At 57.8% G+C, this 22,992-nt stretch carries 27 protein-coding genes and 5 pseudogenes; 18 read left to right on the top strand and 14 right to left on the bottom strand.

All coding sequences use genetic code 11. From position 1 onward, the window contains the following. Window positions 1-186: 186 nt before the first annotated feature. The 3 genes from MHI61_RS32385 to MHI61_RS32375 all read left to right on the top strand — a co-directional run bounded on the left by MHI61_RS32385 (window position 187) and on the right by MHI61_RS32375 (window position 2,978). Window positions 187-789 carry an SMI1/KNR4 family protein gene (locus tag MHI61_RS32385; RefSeq protein WP_345774880.1) on the top strand — a complete coding sequence of 201 codons (603 nt, stop codon included), beginning with the start codon at window positions 187-189 and terminating at the stop codon, window positions 787-789. A 198-nt stretch (window positions 790-987) separates the two neighbouring features. Beyond that, complete coding sequence (locus tag MHI61_RS32380; protein WP_345774884.1) at window positions 988-1,992, top strand: HlyD family type I secretion periplasmic adaptor subunit; 1,005 nt, start codon at window positions 988-990, stop codon at window positions 1,990-1,992. A 539-nt stretch (window positions 1,993-2,531) separates the two neighbouring features. Beyond that, the gene (locus MHI61_RS32375; protein ID WP_239793542.1) at window positions 2,532-2,978 is read left to right on the top strand and encodes a helix-turn-helix transcriptional regulator; all 447 of its coding nucleotides are present in this window, start codon (window positions 2,532-2,534) and stop codon (window positions 2,976-2,978) included. Between the two features lie 298 nt (window positions 2,979-3,276). On the opposite strand, the gene MHI61_RS32370 is transcribed toward MHI61_RS32375, so the two are convergent. Then, on the bottom strand, window positions 3,277-3,558 hold the full coding sequence (locus MHI61_RS32370; protein ID WP_275593100.1) for an alginate lyase family protein: 282 nt from the start codon (window positions 3,556-3,558) through the stop codon (window positions 3,277-3,279). A 677-nt stretch (window positions 3,559-4,235) separates the two neighbouring features. On the opposite strand from MHI61_RS32370, the gene MHI61_RS32365 reads away from it, so the two are divergent. Continuing rightward, entirely contained in the window at window positions 4,236-4,910 is a 675-nt protein-coding gene (locus tag MHI61_RS32365) for a transcriptional regulator (protein ID WP_239793540.1), read from the top strand. A gap of 127 nt (window positions 4,911-5,037) precedes the next feature. Continuing rightward, the gene (locus MHI61_RS32360; protein ID WP_239793539.1) at window positions 5,038-5,586 is read left to right on the top strand and encodes a hypothetical protein; all 549 of its coding nucleotides are present in this window, start codon (window positions 5,038-5,040) and stop codon (window positions 5,584-5,586) included. 204 nt (window positions 5,587-5,790) lie between these two features. Here the strand turns inward: MHI61_RS32360 and MHI61_RS32355 are convergent, their stop codons facing one another. After that, window positions 5,791-6,618, bottom strand: a complete 828-nt coding sequence (locus tag MHI61_RS32355; protein WP_239793538.1) for a helix-turn-helix transcriptional regulator — start codon at window positions 6,616-6,618, stop codon at window positions 5,791-5,793. Window positions 6,619-6,713: 95 nt separating this feature from the next. Here MHI61_RS32355 and MHI61_RS32350 point away from each other — a divergent pair, with 95 nt between their 5' ends. Together MHI61_RS32350 and MHI61_RS32345 are read left to right on the top strand one after the other, a co-directional pair. Next, window positions 6,714-6,965, top strand: coding sequence for a DUF1127 domain-containing protein (locus MHI61_RS32350; RefSeq protein WP_239793537.1), 252 nt, complete (start codon window positions 6,714-6,716; stop codon window positions 6,963-6,965). A gap of 42 nt (window positions 6,966-7,007) precedes the next feature. Further along, on the top strand, window positions 7,008-7,742 hold the full coding sequence (locus MHI61_RS32345) for a class I SAM-dependent methyltransferase (protein ID WP_239793536.1): 735 nt from the start codon (window positions 7,008-7,010) through the stop codon (window positions 7,740-7,742). A gap of 341 nt (window positions 7,743-8,083) precedes the next feature. Here the strand turns inward: MHI61_RS32345 and MHI61_RS32340 are convergent, their stop codons facing one another. Then, on the bottom strand, window positions 8,084-8,380 hold the full coding sequence (locus MHI61_RS32340; protein ID WP_239793535.1) for a type II toxin-antitoxin system RelE/ParE family toxin: 297 nt from the start codon (window positions 8,378-8,380) through the stop codon (window positions 8,084-8,086). Next, entirely contained in the window at window positions 8,377-8,643 is a 267-nt protein-coding gene (locus MHI61_RS32335) for a type II toxin-antitoxin system ParD family antitoxin (RefSeq protein WP_077994576.1), read from the bottom strand. The genes MHI61_RS32340 and MHI61_RS32335 overlap by 4 nt, the downstream gene beginning before the upstream one ends. A gap of 421 nt (window positions 8,644-9,064) precedes the next feature. Between MHI61_RS32335 and MHI61_RS32330 the strand changes: the two genes are divergently transcribed. After that, window positions 9,065-9,307, top strand: a complete 243-nt coding sequence (locus MHI61_RS32330) for a hypothetical protein (protein ID WP_239793534.1) — start codon at window positions 9,065-9,067, stop codon at window positions 9,305-9,307. Window positions 9,308-9,647: 340 nt separating this feature from the next. Here MHI61_RS32330 and MHI61_RS32325 read toward each other — a convergent pair whose 3' ends face one another. From MHI61_RS32325 to MHI61_RS32315, 3 genes and pseudogenes are all read right to left on the bottom strand, one after another. After that, window positions 9,648-10,649: an IS30 family transposase gene (locus tag MHI61_RS32325; RefSeq protein WP_239793533.1), complete on the bottom strand. Its 1,002-nt coding sequence runs from the start codon at window positions 10,647-10,649 to the stop codon at window positions 9,648-9,650. A gap of 176 nt (window positions 10,650-10,825) precedes the next feature. Continuing rightward, a pseudogene (locus MHI61_RS32320) lies at window positions 10,826-11,185 on the bottom strand (type II toxin-antitoxin system VapC family toxin); the annotation flags it as partial. Next, window positions 11,182-11,382, bottom strand: a complete 201-nt coding sequence (locus MHI61_RS32315) for a type II toxin-antitoxin system VapB family antitoxin (RefSeq protein WP_239793532.1) — start codon at window positions 11,380-11,382, stop codon at window positions 11,182-11,184. The gene MHI61_RS32315 and the pseudogene MHI61_RS32320, both read right to left, overlap by 4 nt. 159 nt (window positions 11,383-11,541) lie before the next feature. On the opposite strand from MHI61_RS32315, the pseudogene MHI61_RS32310 reads away from it, so the two are divergent. Beyond that, window positions 11,542-11,661, top strand: a pseudogene (locus tag MHI61_RS32310) (IS481 family transposase); the annotation flags it as partial. A gap of 16 nt (window positions 11,662-11,677) precedes the next feature. Here MHI61_RS32310 and MHI61_RS32305 read toward each other — a convergent pair. From MHI61_RS32305 to MHI61_RS32275, 7 genes and pseudogenes are all read right to left on the bottom strand, one after another. Beyond that, a pseudogene (locus tag MHI61_RS32305) lies at window positions 11,678-11,881 on the bottom strand (helix-turn-helix domain-containing protein); the annotation flags it as partial. A gap of 315 nt (window positions 11,882-12,196) precedes the next feature. Beyond that, entirely contained in the window at window positions 12,197-13,765 is a 1,569-nt protein-coding gene (locus tag MHI61_RS32300; RefSeq protein ID WP_239793531.1) for a BCCT family transporter, read from the bottom strand. A gap of 267 nt (window positions 13,766-14,032) precedes the next feature. Then, the gene (locus MHI61_RS32295; RefSeq protein ID WP_239793530.1) at window positions 14,033-14,308 is read right to left on the bottom strand and encodes a hypothetical protein; all 276 of its coding nucleotides are present in this window, start codon (window positions 14,306-14,308) and stop codon (window positions 14,033-14,035) included. A 1,051-nt stretch (window positions 14,309-15,359) separates the two neighbouring features. Beyond that, on the bottom strand, window positions 15,360-15,725 hold the full coding sequence (locus MHI61_RS32290) for a GtrA family protein (protein WP_239793529.1): 366 nt from the start codon (window positions 15,723-15,725) through the stop codon (window positions 15,360-15,362). Continuing rightward, window positions 15,722-16,426, bottom strand: a complete 705-nt coding sequence (locus MHI61_RS32285) for an HAD family hydrolase (RefSeq protein ID WP_239793528.1) — start codon at window positions 16,424-16,426, stop codon at window positions 15,722-15,724. Before MHI61_RS32285 ends, MHI61_RS32290 begins: the two co-directional genes overlap by 4 nt. Further along, window positions 16,423-17,409 (bottom strand): UbiA prenyltransferase family protein, encoded by a 987-nt coding sequence (locus tag MHI61_RS32280; RefSeq protein ID WP_239793527.1) that lies wholly within the window; start codon window positions 17,407-17,409, stop codon window positions 16,423-16,425. The genes MHI61_RS32285 and MHI61_RS32280 overlap by 4 nt, the downstream gene beginning before the upstream one ends. Window positions 17,410-18,005: 596 nt before the next feature. Continuing rightward, window positions 18,006-18,371 carry a MarR family transcriptional regulator gene (locus MHI61_RS32275; RefSeq protein WP_239793526.1) on the bottom strand — a complete coding sequence of 122 codons (366 nt, stop codon included), beginning with the start codon at window positions 18,369-18,371 and terminating at the stop codon, window positions 18,006-18,008. Between the two features lie 98 nt (window positions 18,372-18,469). On the opposite strand from MHI61_RS32275, the pseudogene MHI61_RS32270 reads away from it, so the two are divergent. From MHI61_RS32270 to MHI61_RS32230, 9 genes and pseudogenes are all read left to right on the top strand, one after another. Next, window positions 18,470-19,000, top strand: a pseudogene (locus MHI61_RS32270) (hypothetical protein); the annotation flags it as partial. A gap of 13 nt (window positions 19,001-19,013) precedes the next feature. Beyond that, window positions 19,014-19,673 carry a transglycosylase SLT domain-containing protein gene (locus MHI61_RS32265; protein WP_239793525.1) on the top strand — a complete coding sequence of 220 codons (660 nt, stop codon included), beginning with the start codon at window positions 19,014-19,016 and terminating at the stop codon, window positions 19,671-19,673. After that, a complete protein-coding gene (locus MHI61_RS32260) occupies window positions 19,670-19,969 on the top strand; it encodes a TrbC/VirB2 family protein (protein ID WP_239793524.1) in 300 nt (99 codons plus the stop codon). The genes MHI61_RS32265 and MHI61_RS32260 overlap by 4 nt, the downstream gene beginning before the upstream one ends. A 5-nt stretch (window positions 19,970-19,974) precedes the next feature. After that, window positions 19,975-20,325, top strand: a complete 351-nt coding sequence (locus MHI61_RS32255; protein WP_239793523.1) for a VirB3 family type IV secretion system protein — start codon at window positions 19,975-19,977, stop codon at window positions 20,323-20,325. 58 nt (window positions 20,326-20,383) lie between these two features. Beyond that, entirely contained in the window at window positions 20,384-20,941 is a 558-nt protein-coding gene (locus MHI61_RS32250) for a thiamine pyrophosphate-dependent enzyme (protein ID WP_239793522.1), read from the top strand. Beyond that, window positions 20,938-21,714 carry a 3-oxoacyl-ACP reductase FabG gene (gene fabG, locus MHI61_RS32245; protein ID WP_239793521.1) on the top strand — a complete coding sequence of 259 codons (777 nt, stop codon included), beginning with the start codon at window positions 20,938-20,940 and terminating at the stop codon, window positions 21,712-21,714. The genes MHI61_RS32250 and fabG overlap by 4 nt, the downstream gene beginning before the upstream one ends. Before the next feature lie 38 nt (window positions 21,715-21,752). Then, window positions 21,753-22,193 (top strand): hypothetical protein, encoded by a 441-nt coding sequence (locus tag MHI61_RS32240; RefSeq protein WP_239793520.1) that lies wholly within the window; start codon window positions 21,753-21,755, stop codon window positions 22,191-22,193. 11 nt (window positions 22,194-22,204) lie between these two features. Next, a complete protein-coding gene (locus MHI61_RS32235; protein ID WP_239793519.1) occupies window positions 22,205-22,423 on the top strand; it encodes a helix-turn-helix domain-containing protein in 219 nt (72 codons plus the stop codon). 355 nt (window positions 22,424-22,778) lie between these two features. Beyond that, window positions 22,779-22,930: pseudogene (locus tag MHI61_RS32230) on the top strand (AAA family ATPase); the annotation flags it as partial. Window positions 22,931-22,992: the final 62 nt, after the last annotated feature.

Below are 22,992 nucleotides of genomic sequence, written 5' to 3'. Positions count from 1 at the left end.
CGGCCTACTTGCAAATTGGCTGGCTAGATATGCCGGGAAAGTCAAACAGTGTGCTGGGAGGTGGGCTTTCCTCCCGAATTGGACAACGTATAGATGTAATTACAGTGGACGGGCAAATTCCATGAATACTCCCTATTAACCAACCTTGCGTCGTTAAGTGACGTCTGTCTCTACCCTGGGGCCAATTTGGCGATGGTAGATGAGCTTGAATCAATCTGGGGCATTCATCTTCCGACCGATCATCGGGCTGTTCTAATAGAGAGTAATGGTGTTCAAGTATTTGGCGGGTATTTTCGACTTTTTGGGATTGGTCCAGAGGCGAGCATAGATATAGTGAAGTGGAATGATCCGACACTCTGGAAATTCGCTTGGGAAACCCGTTGCTCTGACTATCTATGCTTTGCTGAAACGGCGTGTGGCGACCAATACGCTTACAATGCGGCCGCCTTGAAGGACGGATATTCTGAAGTTTATTTTCTTGATTGCCTTTCAATGTCGGCAACGTTATTAGCATCGACGTTTTTAGAATTCCTGCAAAATGAATTCCTACGCTGTGCCAAGGAGCCATATGACACCCTGCTTGCGGAGGCGCGCCAAATTATAGGCGATCTTGATACCCAAGAACATTTGATCTATGTGCCTTCTCCGCTCCTGAGGAGGAGCGGAAGTAATTTCAAATGTCCAAAAAATGGACGCTCGATCAGCGATGATTTGCAATGGCGACATTGCTATCCAACTAGACGCGGGTCCGGCAGATGGAAGCGTAAAAGCAATCATCCCATACGATGATATAGAAGGACGTATGCGCCTACGATTAGATTGGGCCTAGCGTGCTTGCACAGCTTGTCGGTCCCGCACGGTCGAGCGGACCTAGTGGTGAAGATGATCAGCCTCGCAGCGCTGCGGGCGGAGGTAACACGGCGAGGCGCGGCATTGGTCGAGGTCAATGCCTAGCAGAAGGGCGATCTCTGGAGCGGACCGCGTGGGATTGAGATCGTCCCCGATTTCGCCGCTTCCATACCGGCCGAGATCCGCACTCGCGAGGCGCTGCTCTACACTTCCGATCTCGAGCAGCTCGCATCGACCCTCGACAGCCTCGCGGCCCAGCGCAATCAGCAGTTCGCCGCTTTGAAGCGATATACCGAGATGATTGCCGCCCAGCAGGCGCTGGTCGCCACGCTGACAGATCGCGTCACCATGCGTTCCAACCTCGTCGATCTCAGTGCCGGCTCGAGATCCGGCGTCATCGATGCCGTCGAGGTCAAACAGAAGGAAGAGGCAACGCTTGCCGAGCAGATCGGTCAGCGGGCGGAGGCGGAGACGGCAATCGTCACGGCAACCAGCGAAGGCCTGAAAGCCATCAAGACCTTCGTCGCCGACAATGCTCAGAAACAGGCGCAGGCATCACGGGAGATCGACGAGAAGGAACAGCAACTGGTGAGGGCGGCCAAGCGGCTCGAATCGATGACGATCAAGAGCCCGATCAAGGGCATCGTCCAGACATCCGCCATCACGACAGTCGGCCAAGTGGTGACGGCCGGCGCGGAGCTGATGCGGATCGTACCGGACGACGCTTCGCTGGAGATCGAGGCCTATCTGCCGAACCGGGACATCGGCTTCGTCTCGCCTGGACAGCCGGCCGTCATCAAGGTCGAGGCTTTCCCCTTCACCCGCTATGGCACCCTCAACGGCACGGTCACCCGCGTCGCGACCGACGCCATTCCCGAACCCGACGCACAGCAGCTCGAAGGCCAGCCGGCAAAGGAGCTGCAGAGTGTGATCCCGATCGGCAACGCTCAGCGGGTTCAGAACCTGGTCTTCCCCATCGTCATCAAGCCGAATGTTGCGAGCATAGACATCGACGGAACCCGCGTCGCGCTATCGCCCGGCATGTCCGTCACCGTTGAGGTCAAAACCGGGAGCCGGCGTATCCTCGAATATCTTTACTCGCCGCTCGCGGAGATCGCCTCCCAGGCAATGCAGGAGAGGTGAGTGGGGCGAGTGCCAACAAGAGGAAGATAGAACACTAACCGGGCGCGTTAAAACAACAACGCGGCGGTAACAAAGAGTATTGACACTATCACCCCCTAATCATCTCATGGCGCGATCCGCATCCAGGACGATGTGCTCGGCTGGGTGCCGCAATATGATTTGTCCGAAATGACCCGCTCCGCCTGAACTGGCACTCAAAATCCACCAGCATTGTGGGAACGCTAGCCGTACGTCCTGCTGACCGCCGTCGACCAGCGACGGCCACCAACTGTCGGGCGTCGGTCATGTTTGTAAGGGCTGTTCCGCGACACCTGCCTGAGCGTGCCGATGTTTGCCAGGTCGAAAAGTGAGTCGGCAGCCGATTACGGGCCAGAAGGGGTAGACAAATATGGGAGCATAACATCGAGGCCCTTTGATGAAACGGAAGCAGAAATCCGAGTTCATCTTCCTGCCTGCGTTCTATCGAGTTTCGGCTTGCCCTGCCGATAGATTTGATGTCGAGAGGAGTAATGTCGCAATGATGCAATCGGAGCCAAGTTGTGGACCCAAAACGAACTGAACAAAAGCAGCGTCGGACGATCATAGCCGAGGGAGCCCATCCTGTTGATGCTCATGTGGGGCAGCGCATATTTGCAGCGCGCCAAGCCAAAGGGATGTCTCAAAAGATTCTGGCGGCACGGCTCGGGATAACCTTCCAGCAAATTCAGAAATACGAAAAGGGTAAGAACCGCGTCAGTGCGTCAGTACTCTACGGGATCATGTGCGCGCTGGACGTGCCCGCTACCTATTTTTTTGACGGATTAGCGGCCCCTGACAAGCTTGCGCTGCAGGCAGATCCCCCGCCAATGAGAAAACCGAAGGCAATGGAACCATTGTTTAGGGCCCAGGAAAATGTGAATCTCTTGCAAAATTACTTAGCCTCTTCCTCGGCCGTCCGGAAAGCGGTTCGCTCCCTGCTTTCACTCGTTGCAAAGGAGGAGACATAGGTGCCGATGCAGGACAGCAGGGTCCGGTTGTGAAGGGTCTCGATCCGGTGAATGACCGCGCGACAAGGTGGCAACAGCAGTCGGCGCATATGAGAAACCACCGCATCCTCCGGAGAACGCCGTCGACCCGAAATCCCCAGCCAGCCTCTGCTTGGATGCGATGCTCGGCTTAGTTTTCATGCCACGCCGAATCCGAGAGATGGTACGGGTTCGAATCTCAGCAACGGCGTCTCCGGCATCGCTCAAGGGGGACCGATCATCCGGAGGTGAGGAATTCAAGGACGATTGAAGGCCCCACTCAGAATATCGAAAGCGCATCGAGCTTAAGAGCCGCCGAATAACTCGATTCTTGAGAACTCGGTGCCTGACGTAGCCCGGCGATCTTTTCGAACTGATCCGGATCTTCGAGCGCTTCGTGGGTCATTGAGGCGAGGCGCTTGAAGCCATCAAAACACTTCGAGTGGAGAGGCTCCCCATGTTCCGCAGCAATTTTTGCGATCGCTGCCAGGGGGCGCAGCGCGCAAATGTGATAGTCCAACGCCCTGGTCCCACGAGCGAGTTCCGCGGGGCCGATCGGCATCCGTTCACTCGAGCGTTATCGCCCATGGACCGGCCGTCGCCACGCCCACACGCTCGGCGATCGCGTCGAAGATAAAGTCTCGATCCGTGCTCATCTTGAGTGTGCCGAACACATCTATGAGCAAGCAAATGCGGCAGGCTGGTTTATCGGCCCTCCTTATGCAGCAGCTGAGTTGGTTTTTGACGAAAACGATCTCGAAGGCTGTTCGCTTGAGACGGATGAGCTGTGAAGGCTAGACTGGAGAGTGGCAGGGGCTAACTTGGTGGAGGCGATGAAGCCAACGGGTGATCGAATGTGGACACGCTGGCGGGTGGTGGGATCCAGCTTCAGGACCAACGCGCACCCTACCATTGCGGGGCAGGGCGAGGGAGCCCTTCTTCACGAGCGCCATGCACGGCTTGTTTCGAGGATGTTCGCGTTCTGGGCCAAGAAGATCGCATAATGGATCGTCGGGACCCTTTGAAAATACCTCGGGACGAGCTACTGGCCGCCGCTCCCTTTCAAGAGCTTTGAGCGTATAGACCGCCCTCAGCCCCTATTAGATTGGCCACATATTCTGCCCCGGGCTGCGGTGGATCGGATATGACGGTGGTATAGACTGGTAGTCCGGTAGGCACTATTCGTGATGTACCAGCACATCACCAAACCATCCCGTGGATTCTCCAAGGCCTCCTATATTGAAAAAAGTGCAACGCAGTTTCGCCGTCGAGTACAAAAGCGGCAGGCGAAAACTAGATACCAGGTCAAACTCGATCTGGGGCAACGTGGCTCTAAAGTCCGTCGCTCGCGACCTGGAGAAAGAGACAATGCCGTTTCTGTCGGGTAGCCCTCAGGATGGCACATCCGACAGCGACATGTCTTTACCAAAAGCAGATCAGGCCAAGCCGTTGTTGACACCGCCTCTCGTGGCGTCGACAACTGCGTCAGATAAACAGGAGATAATCATGGCCGACGAGACCGCTACGATAACCAATGCCGATGGACCGACCGTTGGCGAAACGCCCATTGCGCCCAAGAAACAGCGCAAACCCCGCGCCAAGAAAGCCGCGGCACTCGAGACCACGTCAGCTGACGCTACGGCAGAGCCAGCGGCTGCTCCGGGTGGCGCCGGCGGTGTGAAGAGGAGAGGGCGCAAGGCGAAGGTGATCGAAGCTACGGCGAGCGCCAAACGCGCATCTGTGCGCCGTGCTCAAAAGGCCGTGAAGGCAGAGACGGCCGGGCCAATGACCGCGATCGATGAAATGGCAGACCTTTTGCAGTTGGAAGCGGAAAATCAGCGGCTGCGCAAGCTTCTGGCTGAAAAACTTCGCGCTGAAAATGCCGATCTGCGCAAACGGCTCAAGCTCGATTGATAAAGTAGCTGGTCAACCGCCGGCCGTATTTCCATGCTTATCGAGGCATGCAATTTGGCAACGGTGAATGCTGTTGCTGAACCAACATCCACTGCCTGCTTGCGGGATAAAGCGCGAGGTCGGATAGATGGCGTCTCCCTGGAAACTTCTTGCGCGACTGATCTCACCGGGACGCGAACAGAAGAGAGAAAGCGGTTCGACCGAGAAGGTTACGCCGGAGGCGTTGCCTATTTCCGGTCCGACTGAAACGGCTGGCGAGGAGAGCCTGATTAGCGCTGACCGACCGGCAACCGAGGAGCTACCTCGTCACGGTCAAGACGGTGCAATCTCCGTAGAGCCTGTGCAATCCGAAGAAGCCGTAAACAGTGGCCGCGATGAGGTCGCGCGCGGAGCCGCCAAGATTGTAGGGCCTACTGATCCCGCTTTATCCGGCGGTACTGGCATCGCCGTCACCGCTGCACAAGCCAAGATCAAGCGAGCTGTCGAGGTGGCACCGCGCAAGCAAAGGAGACGTGGCAAGGAAGCGGTAGCGGTTGCGAATTCTTCCCAAGTTAATGACACTGCAGACGAGATGAACCTCGATGAAGAGATCAGGGTGCTCAGGGATCAACTGGCAAGAAAGCTAAAGCTGCAAAACGCGCAGTTAAGAAAAATGCTTGAGCGATTTGAACGGTGAACGTGCCGCGATGCCTTGTCCATTGAGCCGGTATCGATTGCAAGCGTGTTGCAGGTAGAACAATCTCAGATTTGAATTGGGCGTCGCCGGTTCATATCCCTTCAAGGCGAAGGTCTATTCGCATCCGACTGTGCGGCTTTTGTCTTCAGTTTGGAGTTCGGCCGAAATGGTCGTCGGCAGCTTGGTTAGAATTGCGGGAATACATCACCTGCTCGACAACTGGTGCGCTTCGTTTGTGGTTTCCGTCTGGAAATATTGCCCGGGAGATACACCGAAGGCCGTCCTGAACACCGCGATGAAGGCGCTGGGGCCCGAGTAGCCAAGCGAAAAGGCGATATCGCCGACGCCTCGGCCGGCGGCGAGCCACTCCACTGCTTTGAGGAGTTTCGCATGCTGCCGCCAGGCGCGGAAACTCATGCCTGTCTCAGATTGGAAATGGCGCTGAAAGCTGCGGGGGGACATGGCCGCACGTGACGCAAGTCCATCGAGTGGCCAATCGGCACCCGGTTCGTTCCGGATGTCTGAAGCGATGCTCCGGAGGCGTTCGGATGCAGGCGAGGGAAGGGACAGCGGCGCGACTGGACTCGTCTCAAGCTGGTCGAGAATGACGGCGACGAGCCGTTCGGCACGGGCACTGCCGGCGTCCGCACGAGGTATCTCCAGAAACGCCAGGATCAGTTCGCGCAGGAGCGGTGTCGTACTGATCACGGAGACCTGGGAGGGCAGGTTCACGACCGCGTCGGGACGAAAGAAAAGGTAGCTGCGCTCCGTCTCCTGCAGGTATGTCACTTCGTGGAGGACGGCGGACGGAACGAATACGGCACGTTCAGGCGGAACGATGAAGTAGCCTCGCTCGGTCTCCAGCCTAAGCGAACCACGCACGATCTGGAAAAGCTGCGCGCGGTGGTGCGCGTGGAAAGAATAGGTTCGCCCGGCGGGCTCTGCTCCACCCTGAGCCACAGCTGTGTGCGGATAATCTCCAAACCGGTCTTCCGGTAGATGAACGTTGGTCAGGTTGTCGCGGGCAATCATGGCGTCTCACAGACATAATTTGACAGACTGCCGATAACACGTCGGAGGGCATTTCACTAGATTGATATCACCGCTGAACAACTTGGACGTAAGTTATGACATTCGAACTCCGACAAGCTGAAATTTCGGATCGTATTGCTCCAAGCCTTCTGACGAAGCTGGCAGCTTTGCGGTTTGGAGCGCCCGTCGTCCTTCGCTGGTGGCAACGGCGCGAAACGGAACAGGCACTACAGTGGCTATCGGAGCGTGATCTGGCGGACATAGGCGTCGCGCGCCATGAGATCCGTGAGGTGGCGCGATCGCGAGCGCAATTGGATGTGATGTTCGCGAGGTGGCGGGCAAGGTGATGGAAATACGTGAAGCAATGCCAACATCAGAGAGGTAAGCAAATGCACAACGACGGGTTTTTTGACGAAGAGGTTGCAGCAACCTATGACGACGATGGTGGCATCTCGGCCCCGGAGCTAGTTGATCCGGCCGTCAATCTCCTGGCCGAGTTTGCAGGAGGCGGGCGCGTCCTGGAGTTCGCGATCGGCACCGGCCGCCTGGCGCTTCCTCTCGCGCGGAAAGGGGTACAGGTGGAAGGCATCGAGCTTTCGAGAGCGATGGTGTCTCGCCTTCGCGCCAAGGAGGGCGGCGCGGAAATTCCGGTTGTGATCGGCGACATGGCCACCACCCGTGTCGAGCGGCGCTTTTCCCTCGTTTATCTGGCCTTCAACACGATCAATAACGTGACGTCGCAGGAAGCTCAGGTCGCTTGCTTTTTGAACGCGGCCGCGCATCTGGAAACTGGTGGGCACTTCCTGGTAGAGGTTGGCGTACCGCCGCTTCAGCGGCTTCCGCTCGGCGAGACGATCCTGGCGTTCGACCGCTCCGAAGCGCATTGGGGCGTCGACGAGTACGACGTGGTAAAGCAGAACTTCTCGTCTCATCACATCTGGTTCCGGGACGGAAGCTATAGGCACTTCTCGGTCCCGTTTCGTTATGCTTGGCCAGCGGAGTTCGATCTTATGGCGCGGCTGGCCGGCTTGAAACTCAAAGACCGATGGGGCGGATGGAAAAAGGAGCCATTCACAAAGGTCAGCGATCGACATGTCTCCGTTTGGCAGAAGATCGCAGATTAGCCCAGGGATACGTGCGCCCTGCGTCATAACCCAGCCGGCGGCGCGATCGTCATCATGCTACCGCGATTGAAGGCCGCCGGCGAACTCACCGAGTACGGACGCCGGCTATTTCGATGCTGTCGCAGTCTCTCAGAGCAGAGACTGCCGAATGGCGCAATCAATGCGCATGCCGTGAATTTCGGTTTATCAGGCGCTTAGTTTATCTGAGTTAAGGCACCGCCGGTTCAGATCCCTTCAACTGCATGATTGTGGAATGGCTGATCCGCGCGATGACACTGAGACGAGGGTAGCCGCTTAGCTCGGCTTTAGTGCGCGAGGTCGCCTCAGATCAACCCATTAAATTACTCGCCGAACAGGATTGCGCCATAGTCCGTCGCGCCGTGCAGGACATGGATGATGATCACCTTCGCGTTCTCGACGCGGTAGAAGATCAGATAGTTGCCATGAACCCGTCGGCGGATACTATGGTGCTCGTAGCGGGGAACGAGGGCGAAACCGTTGGGATTGTCGACGAGGTCTCCGCACTTGCTGCGGAGCTCCCGGACGAATGAAAGGGCACGGCGTGGATTGTCCCACGCGATGTAATCGGCGATCTGCTCAAGATCGTTCTCCGCCTCGTCGGAAAATTCAAGGATCATGCCGATTTTTCGGCCTGATCAACCATCACACTGTACTTTGCCTCGAGCCGGTCGAAGACATCGCTCGCCGGCTTAGTCCGGCCCGCCTCGGCATCGGCAATGCCGCGCATGATGGAAGCATCCAGTGCGGCAAGCCGGGTCTCCCTGTCCTGAACCAGTCGAACACCTTCGCGGAGAACTTCGCTTTTCGAGCCATAGCGACCTGTGTCGACAAGTTGCTGGATATAGGTTTCGAGCTGCTTTCCCAGATCGGCACTAATCATTCTGCTCTCCATCGGTTTTGACGGAGACAAGATATGCCGTTTATCAACTATTATCAAGCGTGATTGGTTCTCTCTCTCACTCTCTCTTGCTGTTCCGCGCCGGCCATTGCTACCTCAGCAATCTGGCTGAAGACATCTTTGACGATCATCTTGGCCCGTGCATTACCCAAGTTCTGCGGGACGGGATCTTGTCGGCAGTACCATTATGGTTGTCATGAAGCACAGTCTCCTCTGCGTGGTACGACATAGAAGTAGCGCAACCGCTGGCTCGGCCGTGCGATGTTTTCAAATGCCCACTTTCGTGACCGTCTAGAAGCATGACCGAACTGGCGCAAGCCATTGCGTCATGACGGCAATGTTCAAAACACCTAGAGCATAGTGGTCAACGTGTGACCGGGACCGCCGGCCGCGACGCGGCATTATGACGGACCTCTTCAAGGGCGCCACAGGCCAACTGCGCGAAGACCAGGGATATTGCCAAGTGGACTTGCTCAATATCTACGAGGGAAATTACATCGTCTCCGCCAGGATTGAAAAGGCCGGAGCGGGCACGAAGATCTCCGTCGAAAGCGGAAACAATTGGGCCAAGCAGAAATATATCGACAATATCTTCTGGCCTCGGGGACCAGAAATGCACGCCGGGCTAGATTCTCGAAACGGCTGATGCAAGCGTGGCCCTGAAGATTTCGCGAGGCCCTCCCGCACGCAACTCCCTTCGATACCTGCTGGGCACCAGGGTGCTGGCAGAAATAGGTCCAGGGAGCTCCAAATAATATGGCACCCTGGCCAGAACCGACAGCATGACGCGCTTAGCCGCTTGGATCATCGAGTCCGCTTCCATCGTCCTCTGATAAAGCTCGATCCGGTGCATCATCATGGCGTCCAGGCCCTGTTGTCCCTAACGGAGCCATTCTTCACGAGCGCGGCGGACGGCTTGTTGCTAGGATGTTCGTGTTCTGGAGAATTTACCCCAAGCGCATCATGCCGTTTTTGAGGGTAGGGGATCATGCCCCGTCTTGCAAATGCGTGAGGAAGACTTCGGCCGGCGCTCGATAGCCGAGGCACTTGCGAGGCTGATCGTTGAGCTGACGAGCGAGCTGGATCAGGTCCTGCTGCGAGACGGCCGTCAGGTCCGTCTCGCCCGGCATGAAGCGGCGGATGCGTTTGTTGGTGTTTTCCACCGCGCCTTTCTGCCACGGTGCGCTGGGATCGCAGAACCAGCTGCGTGCGCCGATGCCGTCTTCCAAAGCCCTGAATCCGGCAAACTCCGTGCCGCGGTCGAAGGTGAAGCTCTGGCGTGCGAATGCCGGCAAGGGAGAGAATGCTTTGATGATCTTGTCCATGATCGGTTGCGAGTGCCGGCTCTGGTTCTTGACCATGACGGTGTAGCGGCTTTTGCGCTCGACCAGTGAGGTGACGTTGGCGGGCCCCAGATCCCGCCGGAAGATCAACAGGTCGCCCTCCCAATGGCCGAATTGCGATCGATCATCAATAAAATCAGGTCGTTGCGATATCTTGCATACCTCAGGAAACACGCGGTCGCGTGGTTTCCTGGAGCCGCGGGGACGGCGTTTGCGGCGTGCCTCGGGCAGGTAGCGATAGAGGCCCAACCCATAGTCCTCCTTGGAATAGACGAAGCGATAGATCGTCTCGGCGCAAATCCGAACGAGGCTGAGGCCGTCCGCCCATAAACGGCCGGCGATCTGCTCGGGCGACCAGGAGGCCTGCAATCTGTCGACGATCAGGTCGCGCAATTGCGGATGCCGTCTGAGCTTCCTCAGGCGCTGCCGCCGGTCCTTGGCGATGTCGTTGGCAACCGTCGAGAAGTAGCCGCTATATTCGGGAAGCTCGCGATCATGGAATGTATTGCGCCTGATCTCGCGATAGATCGTCGAGCGGTGCCGGCCGAGCTGGCGCGCCATCTCATTGACCGGCACCTTGCGTTCGACAAGCTGGTGCAGGCGACGGCGATCGGCGAGGGTCAGTTGCAAATAGCATCGGGACATTCCAAAATCTCCAAAGGGAAGCCATTGTTTTTTCTGGCATGTCGCGCTTGGAAATAGAATGTACCGTTCTTGGCCAAAAAGATCGCATAATGGATCGATCGGAACTCTGCGCTCAAGCGACTCTCGTCCAGCATGAGCGCTTCGACACAGCATTTAGTTTCGCGCGTTGGTAGGGGGTGCAGTGAAGCTCCCGCCATTTCGGCCGCTGCCCGCAGACGCTTGTCTCTGGTCCATAAGGCCGCTCGCTGATCGAGGAGAACTGAGGCCATCAAGTGGGCATCTGTGTAGCCAATGCCCATGCTGAAAAGGGCGTGGCGATCAATCATCATCATGACTTCGTCGTGCGTCGCGACAAACGCTTCGCGCTGGGCCGCCAGGAAAGCTATCACGTTATCGCGATCCCGAAAGCTGCCAAGTGCGAGCTCTCCGATTACGGCTGGATGGCATAAGAGACGATCGTCCTCGATAATCCTCCGCAGCTCTGAATCGGCATACCTGATATGATCGATCCAGATGGAAGTGTCGGCAAGTATCACTTGCGAGCTGCGCTCCGGCGGCGTGGGGCTGCCTCCGCATCCGGCATAGTTCCGCCCAGCGCGATGAGGCGTTTATCCGACTCCAGACGGACAAGCGTCTCCAGCGCTTGGCGGACCAGAGTTGCGGTTTCTTTCGTGCCGGTGAGGGACCTAGCCCTTTCGATGAGGGTGTCGTCGAGATTGATAGTCAATCGCATTGTTGGTTCCCTGATTATGGCGTTATAGATAGCACCATTTGGTGATGAAATTTACGCCCGCTCTCCACTCCAATACGTCCGCCGTCGGAGATCGGGCAGCAGTCGCCAAGACTGATCAGAGGCGGCTCAGCCGACCTGTTCGATTGTAAGCGAGCCCTCAAGACCCTCAAGACCCTCAAGACCCTCAAACCCTACGAGTTCATCTGCAAGGCATGGGCTTCACAGCCCGAACGTTTTACCCTCGATCCGCTCCAGCAAATGCCGGGACTAAACAGCTAGCCATCAGAAGGTCGACGGCGGTGCGCCGCGGGCTCGCATGCGGACGGCGGGAGCGGTCCTCCACCGGCTCGCCTGCCCGCAGGCGCTGCAGCCAGACATAGCCTGTCTGCCGGCTGATGCCGAAGCGCTGGCAAAGCGCCGAGACATTCGCACCTTCGAGCCCCGCCAACCGGCAGAATTCCAAACGCTCATCCACAACTGACCTCGACCGCCAAACCATGCAGACCTCCCGAAAAAACATCTCGAGAGTGTCAGGCATGTCTCCGAACATCTGTCAGGTATGTATCCGGGCTTTACACCATGCAGGAGGATGACGAGGTAGTCGTGGGGATCAGGAACCTACAGCGCGCAACTCGAGGTCGAGACGGCCTCTTCTGGTCGTAAGGGACTGCTGGGCACATCTTAACGAACCCCGGCTGAGGCGCTCGGGCAGGTCCGCGGCACGCCGGCTCGGCACCAGCCTACGCCAAAGCCGCACCTGAAAAAATTCACCTCCAGGTGCGGTTCATTGGCGCTGGATGGAGAGACTCGTGATCTATTCAACAGCCGGTGTGGCCAATTGCGGACCTTCTGAAAGGGGAGAGAGTGGCTCAGGCCGGTCTTCGAGGTCGTCCAACAGAGCCGTCCATAGCGACGCGCATAGTCCGACCATGACGACGAGGAAGGGTGCTGCCGCGATAATCGACGCGGTCTGCAAGCCCTGCAAGCCTCCCATCACCAGCAACACACAGGCCGACGCTCCGGCGAGGCCACCCCACAGCACGACGATGCCGCGTGCGGGCTCAAGCGTGCCGCGAGACGAGAGCATGCCCATCACTATCGAGGCGGCATCCGCGCCGGAGATAAAGAAGATGGCGACAAGGAAGATCGCGACGAATGATGTGAGCGCGGTTGCGGGATATTGTTCAAGCAGGGCAAACAGCGATATGGCGGCCCCCTTCGTGTTGACAGCCTCGACGAGGCCGCCGGCCCCCATCAGTTCGGAATGTAGCGCCGTCCCACCCATGATCGTGAACCAGAGGAAGGTCACGCCGCTCGGAATGAGCAGAACGCCGATGATGAATTCACGGATCGTCCGCCCCTTGGAGATGCGTGCAATGAAGACCCCTACGAAAGGCGCCCAGGAAACCCACCAAGCCCAGTAGAAGATCGTCCAGCTGCCCAACCACTTGCCGTCGCTGAAGGCGGCGGTGCGGAACGACATGGTGACGAGATCGGATAGATAGTCGCCAAGTGCTTCGGTGAAGGTATTGAGGATGAAGATGGTCGGCCCGATGATGGCTAGGAACAGTAGCAACACGGCCGCGATCACCATGTTCATGTTACTCAGGAGCTGAACGCCCTTGCCCACCCCGGAAACTGCCGAAAGGATAAATAGCACCGACAACACCGCGATGATCGTAAGGGCAATTCCCGTCCCCTCACCTATTCCCCAAAGAAAATGCAGGCCGCTGTTGATCTGTTGGGCGCCAAGGCCGAGCGATGTCGCCGTTCCGAACAGCGTGGCTATCACGGCGAGAATATCGATCGCCTTGCCGATCGGTCCGTTGACGGCGCTACCGAGCAGAGGGGTGAATGCGCTCGATATCAGGATAGGCAAGCCCTTGCGGTAGGTGAAGTACGCGATCGCCAGCCCGACAATGGCATAGATCGCCCAAGGGTGCAGCGCCCAATGAAAGTAGGAATATTTCATTGCGACTAGCGCAGCTTCCCGGGTTTGCGCGACCGCCAGACCGTGAGGGGGTGCGCCAAAATGGAAAACTGGCTCGGCAACGCCCCAGAACATCAGGCCGATGCCCATGCCGACGCTGAACATCATGCAGACCCATGAAGCCGTCCGGAATTCCGGAAGCTCGTCATCGGCCCCAAGCCTGATCTTGCCGAAACGGCTGATCGCCAGAAACCCGGCAAAGATCAGGAAGAACGCGGTCGAGACAACAAAGCCCCATCCGAAATCGCCGATAATCGCCGAAAGCGTAGCTTGGGTGACGGAGGCAAGGCTCTCCGGAGCCACCGCTCCCCATGAGATGAACCCGGCCGCTATTGCTATTGCCGGCCAGAATACCGCCGGATCTATGCTGCGGAGTCTGTTCGTAGTCGACATGCTTTATCCCTCCAAGGTTTATGTGCTGACGTTCCCTTTGAATTTTAGAATGGATTTCGCGACAGGACCTGTCCGAGAGGCCAAGTCGTAATGCCAATGCCGTAGAGCTAACGACGCTGAACGCGCCTTTGTGACTATGCGGCTCTGGGGCCGCTTTCTTTATGTGACTAGCAGATCACCCGGTTTGCACTCGCCTCGGTTGCGACCGTCAGCTTATCTAAAACCGACCTCATCTAGACAGAACCGACATTCATTGCAGCAGATCAGTCAGGCTACGATGTAGGCGAAAACTGTGAAATTGATGGTTTCGCCCTGTTCCTGGCGGGTGGCGAAACGCAGCAGGCAAGCCAGCTGCACCGGAATGAATGCCGAAGCCACAGTCGCAGACGGAACTTGCTTGGCCTTCTTTATCCGTTTCCGGACAAGATTGGTTGACGTCGTGTCCAACGCCAGCCGTGAGACCGAAATGCAGGGCTCGGTGTGAGTTTTCAGGAGGTTGTCCATTCGGTGCTGGCCGAGAAAGCTCAGGTTGTGAAGCTTCAATGATTCTCGGAGGACCGAATGAACAGTCACAAGAATGCCCGTTTGACACCACGGTGTCGAGAGGAGATGGCGCTTGTTCCAAAGCCGATGCTGCGCGGTCATACGGGGTGACGTCGAAGGTGGTCACTTGTTGGACGGCGGGTTTTCTGGCGGATGGCGTCTCCCAGCCGGTGGTGGCTCTCGGACCAGCACGCTACCAAAGAGGAACGCCGGAACCCTAGCCGCCAACTCGCAACCTTTGAAGCAAGGCGTCCCAACCTGTTGATCTCGGAGGGGCGTTGCGGACCCGCTTTCGAAATCGGCGACATATGCTTGCGCGAAATTTGTGCAGTGTCCGAGAAAAGGCCTGCTGGCGGGCAGGCGGCCTCGCCTTTGGATGCGCTCGCCACGGGGGAGCCTAAAATCGGCTTGCCGGGTTCAAAATCAACGATCGCCATGTGGCGCCGTAGTGTGAGTTCGGTGGATGCCAGTAATCTTTCAAGGGTGAATTAACCAGCGGATCGCAACTGATTCTTTCCGGAACATTGTTCTACTACGCGATTCTATCTAGATATGAGATGAAATGTCGGTCACGCATTAATCCACCTGCCGCTTCCCAGTCCTTCTTTCGATTTTTGACCGCCGTTTGTGTTACAGACATTTTTCGGCTAGCGGTGTTGTATCCCGCGCCGCCGTCAAGCAAACGAAAAAGCACTTCCACTCCCTCTGGGCTGAGGTTCTTTCCGAACTTGTTTCGGGGGTCTCGGCAATCCTCCTCGGTAGGTTCCTTGTAGATTATGGCCCCGGTCGTGACGTGATTGTGTGCTGGCAAAAGCCTCTCTCGAAGAGCGTCGAAACATCGGTCAACGTTTGCGTGAGATTCGAGTCGCGCGGCTTCAATCGCCGCCTCGATTTCAATTTTTGATAACATAACAGACCTTTTCCCCGCCCAGAGACTATCTTGGGGCGCATTCCATGCAATAGTCGTGTACTACTCCAGCTTCAACTCTTTTATGAGTCATCGTCAGGCTCCGCTGAACCTTCTCTTATTCCGAGCATCGTCTGGCTGATGCTACCTGAACACCCAGACAAGGTTTATCAGGAAATTGAAGACGAAGGCCGTGCCGATGCCGAAAAGCTTTGCCCACAAGGGCGAGAGCCCGACCTGTTGCACGAGGATCAGCGTCACGGAGACATTGATCGACAGGCCGAGCAGCGCGCCGATCAGGAACAGCGAAGCGCGCTTGCGGCTTATTGCCTGATTGAAGACATAGCGGCTGGTGGCGCTATAATTGACGGCGGCCGCGATCAGCCAGCTCGATGTCGCCGAAAGGCCGAGGGGTGCGCTAAGCGCCAGCAGGCCACGGAACACCGACAGGTCGACGAACGCAGCCAGACTTCCGGTGAACACATAGCGGATAGCCTTGGACAAGATCATTTGGACGCTTCCTCTGCCCACAGCGCTGCGAATATAGGGTCCGAATAGGTCGAAAAGGTCAGCCAGCCCTCCCGCGGCCCGTCCGAGCGAATGAGCGCCAGGACGCCGGCGCGGCGCGCCGCATCGCCATCCCGCTCGGGTCTGTCGCCTATCAGAACGGTTTGCGCCGGCCTGACGCCGGCGCGCTGCATCAGCATATGCAGGCCGCGTGGATGAGGTTTCTGGATGCCGACGTCGGGATCGCTTGCGGCCAATATGTAATCGGCCGACAAGTTCATCCTCTGCAGCTTCTCGTCGGCAGGATAATCAGAATAGATCCCGATCGCCTTGTTCTGCCGTTTGAGGCCGGCAAATAATTCCGCCAGCCCATCATACCGACAGGACGCGATATGGGCGAGCGGACGGCGGCCGATCCACTCGCTGACGATCGCCTCTATCCTTCCGGCTGGCTCGCCGGTTTGCGCGACGATCCGAGCCATCAGGCTCGCCTGAAAATCGTCAACCTCCTCCTCGCCGATGGCTTCACGCAGTGAGCGGTATGCGTGCAGCACGCGCAGATTGGTAAGGCTACCTCTCGCCACCGCATCAGCAATCAATTCGCCGGCCATCCGAAGGCGCAGCCTGCGCTGGTTGTATAACGTTCCGTCGACGTCGAAGACGACGAAGTGGATACTGCCCCAGTCGACATTCCTCGCGATCATTGGATGATGATGTAGTGCTGCTCGGTCAGAGTAACCAGAAGCGGAATGTCGATGAATGTCGTGAAGATGAAGGCCGTCGCCAGGGCCGCGACGATCGCGATCAGGCCAGGCTCTCGGAACAGCTTTTCCGGTTTCTGCGCCGTAGAACCCGGTTTCGTCGCCATCACAAAATAGGTTGTGAACAGGGCAATGACGAAAGGCAGGACGAGCATGTACTCGATGCGATACTTGACCAGGAAGACCGACAGAAAGGCAATCGAAAACAGCGAATAGGCAATGCAGGAGGCGGTCAGCGAGACCTGCGTATACTGGGCGAAACTCGCCCGGTAGCGCGACAGCAGCTCCTTGCCATGCGAGGCGACAATCTCGTCATATTCCGATAAGCGCTTGGCCGCCATAAGGAACGCGCCGCCGAACCAGTAGGCCAGGATGATCGATCCTGGCGGCAGGCTCGTTGGGTCGATCATTGACCAGCCGATCACCAGACGGATCGGATTATTGATCGCTTCTGAGATGACGTCGAGATAGGCTTTGTCCTTGCTTCTGATCGGATCGAGATTGTAGAGGATTCCCTGAATCGCAAACAGGCAGGCGACAAAGAACAGAAGTTTGCTCGAGAGGATGGCGCAGCCGAGGCCGACAGTGAGCAGTACGGCCCATTCCAGTTGAACCAGCCTACTGTTCATCGCGCTTTGCACGGCTGACCGCTGCGATTTCGTCGGATGATGCCGGTCAAACTCGCGGTCGAACCACTCGTTAATACAGTAGTTCGCGGATGCGATGCAGAGCGCGGCTACAAGTCCCAGCAGGATCGAGGAGATCAGGTCGTCGTTTCTGACCCCCCGCAGAAGATAGGCGAGGATGATGCCTGGAATGATGAAGACGTGCTTCGTGCTGTGATCGAGCCGTGCAATGGCGATATAGTCGCGCAAGCCTGCTCGGCCTAATGGGGGCACCCTGGGGTCACCCAAGCTTGTGTTCATGCCGGACGCCTCCTTCATCATCAGACGGTCTATTTCCGATCACCGTTTCCAACAGATACACGGCATAGGTTTCGAAATAATTCGCAAGCGCCGAGTTCGCCGAGCAGCGTCGTCGACAGCAAATCGTCGATCGGTAGGGTGCGAGGCTCGGTAGCTCCAGTTTTAAGCACCCGATAAAGCTGAGCTGGAATTAGCCGCTTCAGCTTGTGCTGCACCACTGGAGACCCGGTGTTCGCGCGCATGTGCCGGCTGGTTTCCAGCATCTCTTCAAGGTCGGTCTGGAAGGCCGGACGCGGATGAGACGGTCGAGATCCCACTTCGGCTCTCCACCCTGCCGCCGCTGCAAGAGGCGCTTGTTAGCCTAACGATGCCTGACGCTGGTCGCCCCGAAAGTGAAAGAATTGGAGGGAATGGGAGTGGCACTCGTCAATCCGTGGAATCTTCCGGCATAGCATCATTTCGGGTCCGGTCAGGACGGATCTGCTTGTTCGTCAGTAGGCTTAGAATCAGAATGCTTGCAGATGTGACGATAGCCCCTTCTCACCACATCTTCTGCGATTCGCCGGCTGCACGATTACTCGCTGAAAATAGCTATTTTAATCCGACGCTCGGCTTTCATTAAAAGAGCTCAGCTTCTTCAACAGCCCTTCCGAAATCTCGAACTGGCGTGCCGTTCCACGGCCCATCGAGTTTTTCACAATCGTCTCGTTCAGCATTCCTCGCTTCACCAAAAGATCGACCGTCTCCTTGACGCCTGTGCGTGTCAAAGCCGTAACTTCCATTATGCTGGAAAGAGTTAGCTTCTGGTGAGCTTGGTTCATGCTGTAAATGATGGTCATCATGCCGACCTGCTTAAGCCGGGCCTGTGGGGTCTCATCTTCAAGCGGGTGGTCGAGGATCTCATGCAGAATGAGGCCTGAAAAGGCGAGGCTATGCCATTGCGTCTTCATTGCTCTTGCCATGTCATTTAACTGTGTTATATAAGTTAGTATATTCACACGCTGACCGTGTAACGTCCTCGGTTCGCGCTCTTGCATTGTGATGCCTGAGGGTCCGTCCCATGAAAAACCTTCTGCTGAATGGCCTGCTTGCGATTGGTTGCATGTTACCACCCTATCTCATTTCGGACAGCAACGCGCGAGCCGATGATTGGGGATGCCAGGTTCTCCTCTGCCTTTCGAATCCCGGCGGGGCGACCCAGTATGCCGAGTGCCGGCCGCCGATCCAGAAACTATGGCGGGAGCTTGCCGAGGGTCATTCGTTCCCGACGTGCAGCGGCGCCGGCTTTCGCAGCTCGCGACCGGGCTACGAGCCCTATTATTGCGACGCAGGATACAGGCTGGAAGGCAGCTATGGCCCGCGTGGAGAACAAGCGACCTGCATCTCGACATCGCTGCAGCGGGTCAGCGAGGCTTTTTGCCACAGCGGGCGGAGCGGCTATCGTGCCGAAAACAATTCGGTTCAATCGCCGCGGTGGCAGCGTGAGGACGGCCGCACTGGTTGCATGGCCTATCCGATCGTCCGTCCCAATGTCCGGTCGCAGCCGCACTACGTCGATGTGACGATCGATGGCGCCGGCACGCAGCGAGTTCTGGTACTGACCGATGGCGGCCTTCGTGGATATGGCGCAGAGCTGCGCGCCGATGGTTCAGGTGGAGACGCTGGCCGGCGTCGTCAGTCTCGAGAGCCGGTTTCAATCTTTTGCCATTCGCATCAACAGCGGCCCTCCGCTGGCGGCGCAGCCGACGACCAAGGCGGAGGGGATCGAGCTTGCCACGTCTCTTATCGCCGACGGCCAAGACATTCAACTCGGTCTCGGCGGTCTTGGCGTCGAGGAGCTTCGGAAACTGAAGCTGTCAATCTCGGATGCCTTCGATCCGTGCCTCAATCTCAAGGCCGCCGCACAGCTTCTCGACGGGTATTACCGCCTCGCACTGCGCGAGGGCGCGAGTGCGGTGCAGGCGCAGAAGGTGATGCTGCAAGCCTATTACGGCCGCGGCAATCCTTCCGTCGGCGCGATGGTCAGGTACGACGTCCAGGTGCGCGATGAGGCAAAGCGGCTGTTGCCCGGGCTTGCCTCGCTGACCATCGGGGATGCGTCCCGTCAGGCCGACCCAGGCGCGCATCGGGAAGACCAGGCGGCGCGCCCGCTTCAAACGCAAAATTCCACAACCGCCGAAGCTTTGCCCTGGGATGTTTTTAGCGCCGGGCGGCGCGCCTCGGTTCTCGTTTTTCAGAATGATCGATCGGAGCCTGACGAATGATATCCAAGACCCAACTGCGCCCAACGGCCGCCTCCACTCTCATGGCGGTCGCGATAGTCGCCTGCCTGGTCGAGCCGGCCTTCGCCCAGGCCGCCGGCGTCGAAACCGTGCTGCAGAATATCGTCACGATGCTGACCGGCAATATCGCCCGCCTTCTGGCGGTGATCGCGGTGATTATCATCTGCATTGCGTGGATGTTCGGCTACATGGACCTGCGTCGCGCCGGCTTCTGGATCATCGGCATCGGCGGGATCTTCGGCGCCACTGAACTGGTCAACACGATCGTCGGAGGCTGACCCTCATGGCAACAGCTCCCAGCCTCGAAGAAGACATCCTGTTCCTCGCCTGCACTCGCCCGGCGATGATCGCCGGCGTGACGATGGAGGCGATGGGCGTCAACATCATGCTGACGACCATCCTCTACATCACCGCGGGGTCGATCGCATATGCGTTGGTCGGCCTCGTCTTCCACGTCGTGTTCCGAGCACTCGTCAAGCACGACCACAACATACGAGGCCGTCAGGTTGGCGGGCGATGCTGCCGAGACTATTCGGGCGCTTCGAAGCGAACTCGCCGGACGCGATCTGTCCTACCGCGCATCGAAGCGCAATCAATTGACTGCTCGGATCGCCGGATTCTGGCGTTCGTTTGACACGGAGCGGCAATCCGTTGCCCGATCGGACACTCGTCCGATCCGCCCCGAGCGGATCATGGCCGAGCTGCAACAGTTGATGACGGCAGATACGACCGTTGTTGCCGATGCGAGCTATTCCTCGATGTGGGTCGCTGGACAGTTGCGGGCACTTTCGCCCGGCATGCGCTTTCTCTTACCGCGCGGCCTTGCTGGTCTCGGGTGGGGTCTGCCGCTTGCGCTCGGCGCGAAAGTGGCAGAGCCCGACAAGCCGGTCGTTACGATCGTCGGGGACGGTGGCTTCGCGCATAGCTGGGCGGAGCTGGAGACTATGGTGCGAAGCAAGCTTCCCATCCTTATCATCGTATTGAACAACGGCATCCTTGGGTTTCAACGTGACGCCGAAACTGCCAAGTTCGGCAAGTTCACGACTGCGTGCAGCCTTGCGGATGTCGACCATCGGAAAATTGCAGAAGCCTGCGGCTGCCCGGCAATCCGCATTTTCGATCCCGCCGACCTTCCCAGATACTTCGAGCGCGGTCTTTCTGGAGAGGGGCCGCTGTTGATCGAGGTCATGACAGACCCTGGCGCCCATCCGCCGCTATCGCTGTTTGCTGCAATGGACCAAGCGGCATGAGCGCGGACTGCAGCCCGCACGTTGCAGTCATCAGCGGGGGCACGACCGGAATCGGTCTTGCCACCGCGTTTCGCCTGCTCAAAGCCGGCTATCGGGTTGCCGTCTTCAGCCACGGCCGGGAAAGCGTCATGACCGCCGGCGCAGCACTTGCCGAGGCTTTCGGACTAGAGCGCTCGATTGCGAGACAGGTCGATCTCCGTGATCCGGCGGCAGTCGCACAGTTTTTTGGCGAAGTCGCGGATGTCTGGGGGCCACCCGGAAATCTCATCTGCAACGCGGGGATATCACCGAAAGGTCCCGATGGTCCCGTAGACGTCTCCGACCTTGCTCTTGAGGAGTGGAACGACGTGCTCGCCGTCAACCTGACGGGCACGATGTTGTGTTGTCGGGCCGTTCTGCCCGCCATGAAGGAAAGAGGTTATGGGCGCGTTATATTGGTTGGATCCCTTGCGGGCCGGACAAGACCACGGATCGCCGGCCCGAGCTATGTGGCGTCAAAAGCCGCACTTTCAGGCTTCTCCCGCGTGCTGGTCTCTCAATATGGCCCCTATGGCATCACATCAAATGTCGTGGCGCCGGGGCGAATCCTCACACCACTGACGGGGTCCTCCGAAAACAAGACAAACATCCAGGCGCTCGCCCGCATTCCGGCCGGTCGGCTCGGCTCTCCGGATGATGTCGCTGCCGTAATCGCGTTTCTGGCATCGGAGGACGCCGGGTTCGTCAATGGAGCTATCATCGATGTCAACGGCGGCGAGTTCGCGCCGAGTTGAGGGTGGCGTTTTTTCAAACGACAAAGGGGGTAATCGACGTGACACCTGTCGTTCTGGTTTGCTCGCAGGACGCCGAGCTTTTTTTGCTGCTCGCGCATATTCTGCGTAGCGAAGGCTTCGAGGCTCGTCTCGGTGCAAATGAAGGGGATGTTGTGGAGGCCTGCACGTCGGCAGAGATTTCTGCAGTCCTCCTGGATTGTGCGGGCTGGCCGAGTGATATTGCGTCTCTATGTGCGCTGTTGAAGGACGCGCGGGTTTCCGTGGGTGCGCTCATCGGTGGGGATATGCGCGCACAGCACCTGCAACTGATTAAGTCGGGCCTCGAGGAAGGCATCACGCGTCCGTTGTCGCCGTCGAAGCTTCTCGCCTTTTTGCGCGGAATAAAGCCGCGGTCGGAGGCTGTCACCTGGCGAAGTTTGGCCGTCCCTGCCGAGTTTATATTCGAGCCGCACGCTGTCGTCGTCGGGGGGAAAGAATAGCCCTTGCGCCTATGGAGGTAAGAATTCTCCGTTTCCTCTTGGAAAGGCAAGGTCAAGTCAGCACCCGGGGGCAACTCATTGAGGCCGTCTGGTCAGATCCGCACGCAGTGGAGAGTCGGACGGTCGATGTGCATATCGGCCGGCTGCGGAAAGCGTTTGCAGGACTCCGTAATCTGAGGATTCGTACTGTCTACGGTGCGGGTTATGCTCTTGAATATCTCTATGGTTGATGTCCGCATATCCGCGATTTCAAGCGTCCTATTGCCAATCATCATCCCGGGGAAGGATAATCCAACGCGTCGCTTTGTTATAACATATCGCCTAAGCAGAATTGTGGAACTTCACCCTTGTGGGAAATTTGGACTCACGCCTCGTCGCATTAGCAGAACCGCAGAGACAGCGATTCAAATGGGCACCGAATTGGTTAGCTGCCTGGAGCATCAGCAACAGGTGAAAAGAAAACATCATTCCATCTTGCCGGCACAGTTTTAAGGAGTTCGGTCCTTGCCATGAAACGCCGAAGCTGATGATACCCTTTTGGCTGAACTCCCCCATTCGGCCGCGACACCCTTGAGCTTCGCTTCGGGGCTCGTGCCGCCCTCCAAGACCGGCGCCGAATTGCTCTTCGAGCTGATCTCGCAACGTTGCGAACGGAGTGCCACCCTGGTAATCTTTCCTTGGACGAATACGAGAACACGGGGGCCGAGCGTCTGAGCGGCGCGCTGTTCGATCGTGTCACAAAGTCGCGCCCGAAAGACCGGCTGAAACCCACTTGAAGTTCGCCGCGCGCGCATGAGAC

It is taken from the genome of Rhizobium sp. K102, from assembly GCF_022385315.1.
GTDB lineage: Bacteria > Pseudomonadota > Alphaproteobacteria > Rhizobiales > Rhizobiaceae > Rhizobium > Rhizobium croatiense.
This window is presented reverse-complemented; position numbering and strand designations above follow the sequence as displayed.

Coding starts and splice junctions, on each gene's coding strand:
- MHI61_RS32370 (WP_275593100.1), bottom strand. CDS start 3,558: ATGCCGATCGGCCCCGCGGAACTCGCTCGTGGGACCAGGGCGTTGGAC.
- MHI61_RS32360 (WP_239793539.1), top strand. CDS start 5,038: ATGGCGTCTCCCTGGAAACTTCTTGCGCGACTGATCTCACCGGGACGC.
- MHI61_RS32355 (WP_239793538.1), bottom strand. CDS start 6,618: ATGATTGCCCGCGACAACCTGACCAACGTTCATCTACCGGAAGACCGG.
- MHI61_RS32350 (WP_239793537.1), top strand. CDS start 6,714: ATGACATTCGAACTCCGACAAGCTGAAATTTCGGATCGTATTGCTCCA.
- MHI61_RS32345 (WP_239793536.1), top strand. CDS start 7,008: ATGCACAACGACGGGTTTTTTGACGAAGAGGTTGCAGCAACCTATGAC.
- MHI61_RS32340 (WP_239793535.1), bottom strand. CDS start 8,380: ATGATCCTTGAATTTTCCGACGAGGCGGAGAACGATCTTGAGCAGATC.
- MHI61_RS32335 (WP_077994576.1), bottom strand. CDS start 8,643: ATGATTAGTGCCGATCTGGGAAAGCAGCTCGAAACCTATATCCAGCAA.
- MHI61_RS32330 (WP_239793534.1), top strand. CDS start 9,065: ATGACGGACCTCTTCAAGGGCGCCACAGGCCAACTGCGCGAAGACCAG.
- MHI61_RS32325 (WP_239793533.1), bottom strand. CDS start 10,649: ATGTCCCGATGCTATTTGCAACTGACCCTCGCCGATCGCCGTCGCCTG.
- MHI61_RS32315 (WP_239793532.1), bottom strand. CDS start 11,382: ATGCGATTGACTATCAATCTCGACGACACCCTCATCGAAAGGGCTAGG.
- MHI61_RS32300 (WP_239793531.1), bottom strand. CDS start 13,765: ATGTCGACTACGAACAGACTCCGCAGCATAGATCCGGCGGTATTCTGG.
- MHI61_RS32290 (WP_239793529.1), bottom strand. CDS start 15,725: ATGATCTTGTCCAAGGCTATCCGCTATGTGTTCACCGGAAGTCTGGCT.
- MHI61_RS32285 (WP_239793528.1), bottom strand. CDS start 16,426: ATGATCGCGAGGAATGTCGACTGGGGCAGTATCCACTTCGTCGTCTTC.
- MHI61_RS32280 (WP_239793527.1), bottom strand. CDS start 17,409: ATGAACACAAGCTTGGGTGACCCCAGGGTGCCCCCATTAGGCCGAGCA.
- MHI61_RS32275 (WP_239793526.1), bottom strand. CDS start 18,371: ATGGCAAGAGCAATGAAGACGCAATGGCATAGCCTCGCCTTTTCAGGC.
- MHI61_RS32265 (WP_239793525.1), top strand. CDS start 19,014: ATGGCGGCCTTCGTGGATATGGCGCAGAGCTGCGCGCCGATGGTTCAG.
- MHI61_RS32260 (WP_239793524.1), top strand. CDS start 19,670: ATGATATCCAAGACCCAACTGCGCCCAACGGCCGCCTCCACTCTCATG.
- MHI61_RS32255 (WP_239793523.1), top strand. CDS start 19,975: ATGGCAACAGCTCCCAGCCTCGAAGAAGACATCCTGTTCCTCGCCTGC.
- MHI61_RS32250 (WP_239793522.1), top strand. CDS start 20,384: ATGGCCGAGCTGCAACAGTTGATGACGGCAGATACGACCGTTGTTGCC.
- fabG (WP_239793521.1), top strand. CDS start 20,938: ATGAGCGCGGACTGCAGCCCGCACGTTGCAGTCATCAGCGGGGGCACG.
- MHI61_RS32235 (WP_239793519.1), top strand. CDS start 22,205: ATGGAGGTAAGAATTCTCCGTTTCCTCTTGGAAAGGCAAGGTCAAGTC.